General features: G+C 38.8%; 6 protein-coding genes. 1 reads left to right on the top strand and 5 read right to left on the bottom strand.

Annotated elements, in window-relative coordinates; all coding sequences use genetic code 11:
• Positions 1-141 precede the first annotated feature (141 nt).
• Positions 142-624: a hypothetical protein gene (locus ACEO2X_RS08460; protein WP_004973490.1), complete on the top strand. Its 483-nt coding sequence runs from the start codon at positions 142-144 to the stop codon at positions 622-624.
• Positions 625-1,112: 488 nt separating this feature from the next.
• Here the strand turns inward: ACEO2X_RS08460 and ACEO2X_RS08455 are convergent, their stop codons facing one another.
• From ACEO2X_RS08455 to ACEO2X_RS08435, 5 genes are all read right to left on the bottom strand, one after another.
• On the bottom strand, positions 1,113-2,399 hold the full coding sequence (locus tag ACEO2X_RS08455; RefSeq protein ID WP_179995706.1) for a mechanosensitive ion channel family protein: 1,287 nt from the start codon (positions 2,397-2,399) through the stop codon (positions 1,113-1,115).
• Positions 2,400-2,672: 273 nt separating this feature from the next.
• On the bottom strand, positions 2,673-3,206 hold the full coding sequence (locus ACEO2X_RS08450; protein ID WP_004973493.1) for a DUF2058 domain-containing protein: 534 nt from the start codon (positions 3,204-3,206) through the stop codon (positions 2,673-2,675).
• Between the two features lie 15 nt (positions 3,207-3,221).
• Positions 3,222-3,896: a YoaK family protein gene (locus ACEO2X_RS08445; RefSeq protein ID WP_131261946.1), complete on the bottom strand. Its 675-nt coding sequence runs from the start codon at positions 3,894-3,896 to the stop codon at positions 3,222-3,224.
• 37 nt (positions 3,897-3,933) lie between these two features.
• The gene (gene sstT, locus ACEO2X_RS08440) at positions 3,934-5,130 is read right to left on the bottom strand and encodes a serine/threonine transporter SstT (RefSeq protein WP_180079343.1); all 1,197 of its coding nucleotides are present in this window, start codon (positions 5,128-5,130) and stop codon (positions 3,934-3,936) included.
• A 212-nt stretch (positions 5,131-5,342) separates the two neighbouring features.
• Positions 5,343-7,067, bottom strand: a complete 1,725-nt coding sequence (locus tag ACEO2X_RS08435) for a SulP family inorganic anion transporter (protein ID WP_371971647.1) — start codon at positions 7,065-7,067, stop codon at positions 5,343-5,345.
• Positions 7,068-7,135 lie beyond the last annotated feature (68 nt).

The following is a 7,135-nucleotide window of genomic DNA, read 5'->3' as shown; positions in this document are numbered from 1 at the left end:
AAAGTTGGGTGTATTTCTTCATCGTGTGCTTTCCAATTGCGGGTTGAAAAAGTCTAATGATTCTATGAATACACCTAACTTTTTCAACTAACTACAAATGTGTTGCACTTGAGATTTGAATCTGCGTCTTTAAATAAATGTATGAAAAAAATATATCTAACCACAGTTTTAAGCTTATGTTCTGTCTGCGCGATTGCGAATGAAAATACAACAATAGATTCAGCCAAGTTAACGCCAGTAGCAGCAGAAACGACCAATAAATTTCGTGTGGTGACCCGTCCAGAAATTGTGGGGCTGTGGGGCATGCAAATCCCAAATAATCGTAAATGTATTGAATATTACAACTTTAAAAGTAATAGCGATGTGGTGATTAAAAGCGGTCAAGAATGGTCTGCAGGTGTATATGATTATCAACCTTCACAAGACCCTGCAAATTCGTTACCGGCTTTAATTTTGCAAGTTAAATATGACAATAATGAAGTGGATTGTTCTGGATATCAGGAAGACCAAACAGGGGACATTTCACAATATTTTGTAAAATGGAAAAATGCGCACACCATTAATTTCTGTAGTAATGAAAAAGCAGAACAATGTTTTGCGACGTTGTACCGCGTCCTGCCTTAAACTTTTCATTATTTGGTCTATTAGAGATCTTTTATAAACTCGTACCCCTCATCCTGTAGCGCGTGTATTGATCATCTAGAGCGCTAAAGCACAAAAGTAGTGAATTTCAATCTTTCATTAGACGAATTATTGATGATCATTTTTCGAATCCAGAATCAATTAACAAGAGCGACACATTTTAGTGAGTTGAAAAGTTAGGTGAATTCTTAGAATCATTAGACTTTTTCAACCGGCAATGACCTTATTACATAAATTTGGAGCAAGCTGTGATTTAAAGGTTTGAGGAAATTTAAATATAATTAAAACATAGTGTTAGATATTTGTTTCAACAAAGCTCTTACAAATAAGACTTTATTTTCTCTTATTCATATACGAGTGTACGAGAGCATTTTAATTTAATGAAAATTTTATCGTCTTGCTGAAAATAAAAACGGCTACTGAGCCATGCAAGAATTTTTGCAACACATGGCTCGGTAGTAAATTCACAATTATGCCTCGTCAATTTCTACAGGATTTAGACTTTTGGCAGAGCTTGCTTTAAATGGTGCGCCAATTTGCTTTAAATCTGAACCTGATGGTGCTTGATACACTTTTAAGCCAAACTCAGGAATAATCGCCAGCAAATGATCAAAAATATCGGATTGAATACTTTCATATTCTTTCCATGCAGTGGTTTTGGTAAAGGCATAAATTTCTAGCGGTAAACCTTCACTGCTGGGCTGTAGTTGGCGAATAATCAATGACTGAGATTGATTAATACCTGGATGCTGTTTCAAATAAAATTCAACATAGGCACGAAAAGTCCCTAAATTGGTTAAACGGCGTTGGTTGTATTGTGATTGATTTGCTAACTGCTGATTAAACTGCTCAATTTCTTCATTTTTGCTATGTAAATATTGATCCAATAACAAAAACTCTTTAAGTTTGCTTTGTTCATGTTCAGTCATAAAGTGCACAGAACTTTGATCAATTAAAATGGCACGTTTAATACGTCGGGCACCAGCTTCCTGCATGCCACGCCAGTTTTTAAAGGTATCGGTAATGAGTTTATTGGTTGGAATAGTGGTCAGGGTTTTATCCCAGTTTTGCACGGTGACTGTATGTAATGACATATCAATGACATCACCATCGGCATTTAAAGAAGGCATTTCAATCCAGTCACCAATCCGTACCATATCGTAGGAAGAAATTTGTACCGAAGCCACTAGAGATAAAATGGTATTTTGGAAAACCAACATCAAAACAGCAGCCATCGCACCAAAACCTGCGAGTAAGGTAAACACATCTTTTTTCAGGAAAGTGCCTAAAATCATGAGGGCACAGACCACATAAATAATGAGTTTAACTAACTGCAAATAGCCCTTAATTGGCTTGTTGCGTGACTTAGGGTTGCGTTGATAGAACAGGTTAAAAATATTTAAAAATTCAGAAATTGCCAATGCAATGGTCAGGAATATAAAGGCTTGCGCACCCATTTGCACAAAGCTTTCTACTTTATCTGACAAATGCGGTACGGTGGTGATGCCGTTCATAATCACGACAGCTGGGACAATGTTGGCAATACGTCGGATGACACTATGCTGTGAAATAATTTCACTATTGGCAAAGGTCATTTTAGAAATCAGTTTGCGAATCCCGCGCACTACAATTTGCTTGGCAATAAAGTTGGCTAAAATTGCCAGTAGAATCACAATACTGAGTGAGGTCAGCATTTCTAACCAAGGGTATTGGTTATACCATTCCTGAATATTTTGAATAAAATTAAATTCTTGCAAAAGGTCCTCGCTTTAAGGTTGCTGATTTTCGTCTGCACGGCACTTAGAATTTTGGCCTGCAATTCACCTTAATTCTTCATTGATGTATGAAATTGTTAGATAGTGTATCGACTAAAGTTTAAATTTGAAGGCTGAGTAACTTTTTGCTACATTTCAATTATTTGTTTTTACTGAAAGTTTTCAATCAAGTTGCAGTCATAATAAAAAAGCCAGTACAGATACTGGCTTTGAATAGATACCTAGCATAAATATTTGCATAAATACTTGCGTGATCTACCACATTAAATCATCTGGAATCACATAGGCTGCGTATGGATCTTCTTCATCTGTCGTGGCTTCATTTTTCTCGGCATTATTGACAATAATAAAGCCTTCCATTTTGCTATTAATACGTTCAGCTAAAGCTTTAGGCAGGAACGCATAACTGTCATTTTCTTTGGCAATCACCAAACTACCTGCCACGAGTGCATTGTAAATTTGTTGATTGATATACACTTTTTTAATCTTGCCATCTAAAAACTGATAAGCCACTTCACCATCGGTATCACGAATTTTATGCTGCTGAATCATTTGCATAATTGCTGCTTTCAGTTCTTTTTCCTGTAAAGCGGCTTTCTTTTCTTGCTCAATAGCTTGGTCTTTGGCGAGTTTTTCTTGCTGTGCCTGTGCAATTTTGGCTTTCACTTCAGCATCTTTACTTTCACCTGTGCGCTGTTCGTGTAAGGTTTGTTTAGACAGTTTTTTTGCTTTTTTATTATCCACTAAACCCGCTTTGAGCAATTGTGCCTGTAGTGCATTTTTAACCATGATAATTTCCGAAACTTAATGTTGAAGATGTCGATAGCGAAAATAAATAATCCAATACACCAAACTCAAACTTAGGCTGAGTCCTGCAGGTACCAGAAAAGAATTCAGTTTAAATGTAGGATAAATGGCTGCAGCGAGTAATCCACCCACAAAGAAACCAATTAAAATCAGTAGGTGTAAAACAATACGCCTTTTTTCAACTTGTAAGCCCCGCACTCGATAACCGAGAGCTAAGCCTAAATCGGTCAATACCCCAGATAAATGTGTGGTGCGGATGATGGTGCCTTTATAGTAGCTGATCATGGCATTTTGTATGCCCATGGCAACCGATGCCCAAAGCAGGGCATAACGTGGGAAATAAGGCAATAATGCCCAGCAGATTAAAATAAAAAATGCCACCAAACTCATGGGCAAACCATAACGACGCCCTAAGCGAAAATTGCTATTTCCTAAAATGACGCCACTATAAAATGAGCCAATCACGTAGCACAAAATCACCAGAAACAAGAAAATCATAGCTTCTGGTTTCCAGTCGATTAGCGCCATCGCCAAGATACTGACGTTACCAGTCATGTGCGAAACGGACTGGTGCAGTACGGTCACCAATCCGAGTACGTTAATAATTCCAGCATTGACGGCTAGAAAAAAAGCACCAAATTGCACCCAAAGGGGTAAAGTTTGAAAAGGCATAATGGATGATTGCGTAAGTTTCCTAACGCATTGTATCTTAACTCAAACCACGGTCAACCGCAGTAGTAAATAGCACATCGGTAGATGAGTTAAGTGCAGTTTCGGTTGAATCTTGCAATACGCTAATGACCATACCAATTGCAACAACTTGCATAGCAATATCTGAAGAAATACCAAATAAGCCACACGCTACAGGAATCAGCAGTAACGAGCCGCCCGCAACGCCTGAAGCACCACAGGCCGACACCGTTGCAACCACAGATAAAATCAGCATGGTGCTAAAATCGACAGAAATCCCTAAGGTATTTACTGCAGCTAAGGTCAAAACGGTAATGGTGACTGATGCGCCTGCCATATTAATTGCTGCACCTAAAGGAATTGCAACGCTTGCAGTCGACTCCTGTACGCCTAAACGCTTGGCTAAGTCTAAATTGACAGGGATATTGGCTGCAGAACTACGGGTAAAGAATGCGGTAATACCGCTTTCGCGTAAGCATTGAAAAACTAAAGGATAAGGATTGCTGCGGGTCACAAATGCCACCATGATTGGGTTGATGACCAACGCGACAAAGAACATCGTACCTAACAAGACTGCCAATAATTGAGCATAACTGGCTAAGGTGCTCAAGCCTGCATCGGCAAATGTCACGGCAACCAAGCCAAAAATACCGAAAGGCGCAAAGTTAATCACCAAGCGAATAACGCGATTGACTGCATTGGCTGCATCATTCAACAATGCTTTGGTGGACTCTGTAGCATGGCGGAAGGCAATCCCTAAAGCCACAGCCCAAGCCAAAATACCAATAAAGTTGGCTTCGGCAATGGCAACTACAGGGTTAGCAACAAAACTAAGTAAAAGATTTTTCAAAATTTCAGCAAGACTGCCCGGCGGGGTTAATTCTGACTGTGTTGCAACATCTAAAAATAATGTACTTGGGAAAAGCGTACTTGCAATAACTGCACTGAGCGCAGCCAAGAACATACCAATCGCATACATCAGCATAATCGGTTTGATATAAGCATTGCTGCTTCCAATTTTAAAATTGGCAATCGATGCCATGACCAAAATAAACACTAAAATTGGCGCAACAGACTTTAGGGCTTTAATAAATAAATCACCCAAAAGGCTTAAATAAGGCGCAGATTCTGGAAATAAAATTGCAACAGCCACACCGAGTACAATTGCAATCATAATTCGGGAGACTAAACTCAAACGCAAAAAAGCTGAAAACATACGAAAATAAGGTAAAAGAAAAGCGGCTATTTTATACTGAAATATCCATGTGCTTAAAAATAATTTTGATTTAAAAGTTAAGTCTATATTTTTAAAAGTGATATTTATTAAACTGTTTAAATTTCAGCAAGATAAAAGTACTCATTGATCAAAAAGTATGTGTGTTGAACATCCAGTTTTAAAGATAAAATTAAAGATCAATTTCTTGATCTTTAAGTCAGTTCAGGCGCAAGCTCTTGCATGGCTAAATAATGTGAAAAAAAAACTTTTCCATTTAAATGCTGCAAAAGTTTTGAGTGTTGTAATTTGTCCATTACCGGGCCTTTAATTTCAGAAAAATGCAGACAAATATTCAATTTTTTTAGTTCAAGATTTAAATCTTCCAGCATTTCGAGTGCGCTTAAATCAATACTGCTAATACTCGAACAATTCACCACTACATGCTTTAACTGAGGGTTTTGGCTGACTTGATTAATAAAAAAGCCTTTTAAAGTATTGGCATTTAAAAAGGTTAGATTTTCATCAATTCGCATGGATAGCACGTGTGGCGCGGTACGCACTTGATGCCGCTGAATATTACGAAAATGTTGTGTGCCTTCAAGTAAACCAATTACCGCAATATGTGGTCGGCTAATACGCCACAACATTAGAATAAAGGTGGACACAATCCCAATAATTAAACCTGTCGAAATATCAATGAATACAACACCAAAGAACGTCACCCACATGGCCAGACCATCGGCTTTGGAATAACGCCAAGTTTCTTTAAAAGATTGGAACTCGACCAGTTTCCAAATTGAAACAATAATGGTTGCAGCCAAAACAGCCAGTGGTAAGTCTTGGAAAAATCCCGTGAAGTATAAACTGACAATAACAATCACGATGGAGGTAAATACACCTGCCATTGGTGTTTTTGCACCTGCATCGGCATTGACCACGGTACGCGACAAACTGCCTGTGACGGGAAAAGAGGAGCTAACACCTGCGCCAAAATTGGCTAAACCGAGTGCAATCAGTTCCCGATTGCTATTTAAGTGACTACGTTGTTGTAAGGCGGTGGCTTGCGCAATAGACAGAGATTCCACAAAACTGATCATGGCAATCATGGCTGCGCCAGGAAGGAGTTGTAGAACAAGTTGTGCATTCCATTCAGGGAATTGAATAGGCGGAAATCCTGAAGGAATTTCTCCGACTGTTTTAATTCCGACTTGTTGCAAATGCAATGAATAAACCAAAGCAATCGAACCGATCACCAATACCAATGGCAAGGCTTTTAAGATAAAACCATTCCCTCGAACACGTTCACGAATGGCATTACTGTTGATGATTTTAGGGGCGTAAATTAGAAATAAAATGGCAGCAACACCCAAGAGCACGCTATAAAGATGGGTTTGTCCCACATATTGCCAAAAGCTGTATAAGAACTCGGGTAAGTTATTGGCTTTAAGGGGGATGTCTAAAAGAAATTTAAGCTGTCCAATCGCAATCATTAATGCAGAGGCAATAATGAAGCTTTTAATAACAGGATGGCTAATGAGTTGAATTAAAAAACCGAAACGAAAAACACCTAAAAGTAGTGAAATAATGCCGACCATCAGGGCAAGTAAACAAGCTGCTTGAATATAAGCTGCCGAGCCGACTTCAAATAAAGGATTGAGCGTCGCAAAGGTCATCATAGAAATAATGGCGACTGGGCCAATGGACAAGGTTGGGCTGCCACCAACCAAGGCGTACATGATCATGGGGATCACGCTCGCGTATAAACCCATGACAGGAGGCAAACCTGCAAGCATGGCATAGGCCATTCCTTGAGGTACCAACATGGCAATGACAATAAACGCAGACAGCAGATCAGATTTCAATGTTTCTGCATTGTATTTTCGCAGCCATTGCCAAGCAGGCAGTACACGAGCCAAACGTGAATTGAAATCTGACATACTGAAATCTAAATCATAAATTTAGATATATTATGAACAAAAAATGCTAAGAAGTCTTTGAAATAGCA

It is taken from the genome of Acinetobacter sp. AL9, assembly GCF_041464035.1.
Lineage (GTDB): Bacteria > Pseudomonadota > Gammaproteobacteria > Pseudomonadales > Moraxellaceae > Acinetobacter > Acinetobacter towneri.
Note: the sequence above shows the minus strand (reverse complement) of the source record. Positions and strands in the feature narration are given on the sequence as shown.

Excerpts from the sequence above, each read along its gene's own strand:
- sstT (WP_180079343.1), bottom strand. The coding sequence starts at position 5,130 with ATGTTTTCAGCTTTTTTGCGTTTGAGTTTAGTCTCCCGAATTATGATT.
- ACEO2X_RS08460 (WP_004973490.1), top strand. The coding sequence starts at position 142 with ATGAAAAAAATATATCTAACCACAGTTTTAAGCTTATGTTCTGTCTGC.
- ACEO2X_RS08445 (WP_131261946.1), bottom strand. The coding sequence starts at position 3,896 with ATGCCTTTTCAAACTTTACCCCTTTGGGTGCAATTTGGTGCTTTTTTT.
- ACEO2X_RS08435 (WP_371971647.1), bottom strand. The coding sequence starts at position 7,067 with ATGTCAGATTTCAATTCACGTTTGGCTCGTGTACTGCCTGCTTGGCAA.
- ACEO2X_RS08450 (WP_004973493.1), bottom strand. The coding sequence starts at position 3,206 with ATGGTTAAAAATGCACTACAGGCACAATTGCTCAAAGCGGGTTTAGTG.